The sequence below is a fragment of the Brachyspira sp. SAP_772 genome (assembly GCF_009755885.1).
Lineage (GTDB): Bacteria > Spirochaetota > Brachyspiria > Brachyspirales > Brachyspiraceae > Brachyspira.
The window spans coordinates 1-578 of sequence record NZ_VYIX01000307.1; the positions used below are offsets into that span (position 1 = coordinate 1).

General features: G+C 23.2%; 1 protein-coding gene. It reads right to left on the reverse strand.

Annotated features, from left to right (window positions below; all coding sequences use genetic code 11):
- A partial coding sequence (locus GQX97_RS14205) for a tetratricopeptide repeat protein (protein WP_368666589.1) occupies nucleotides 1–525 on the reverse strand: 525 nt, incomplete at its 3' end.
- Nucleotides 526–578: the final 53 nt, after the last annotated feature.

Here is a 578-nt window from a genome sequence, read left to right on the forward strand (position 1 = left end):
AGCAAAAGCTGCTGCTTTAATATTATCAATATCAAATTCATCTTTTGAAGATAATACTTTAGAAAAATAATCGCAAGCTATTTTAAAATTTCCTTCGTATGTTAATATAGTTGCAGCCTTTATAGCGTATATTGTATTTTTAGGATCTATTTTAAATACAATAGCAGAATATTTTAATGTGTTTTCTCTATTTCCTAATGAATAGTATTTTTCCTCCAATTTTTTTGCAGCATCAATCTGAGCCTTTCCTCTTAAATATCCTATATCCATTAATTGTTCATATTTTTTTAATGCTTCTTCATTCTCTCCTATATTTTCTTCCAACATTGCAAGTTCATATATTGCCTCATAATCATTTTCATCTTTAGCAACTCTTTTTTTTAATTCTAATATTCTCTCTTTGTTTAATTTTGCTGAYACTTTTCCTATTTTAGTATCTTTATTTGCTATTATTTTTTTTATTAAGATAAATGTAAAGAAAGCTAATGCTATTAAGATTATTAAATATATAACTATATTATTCATAAATTATCTCTTTGTCCTTTCACTATTTTTTTCAAAAATATTTTATATTATTT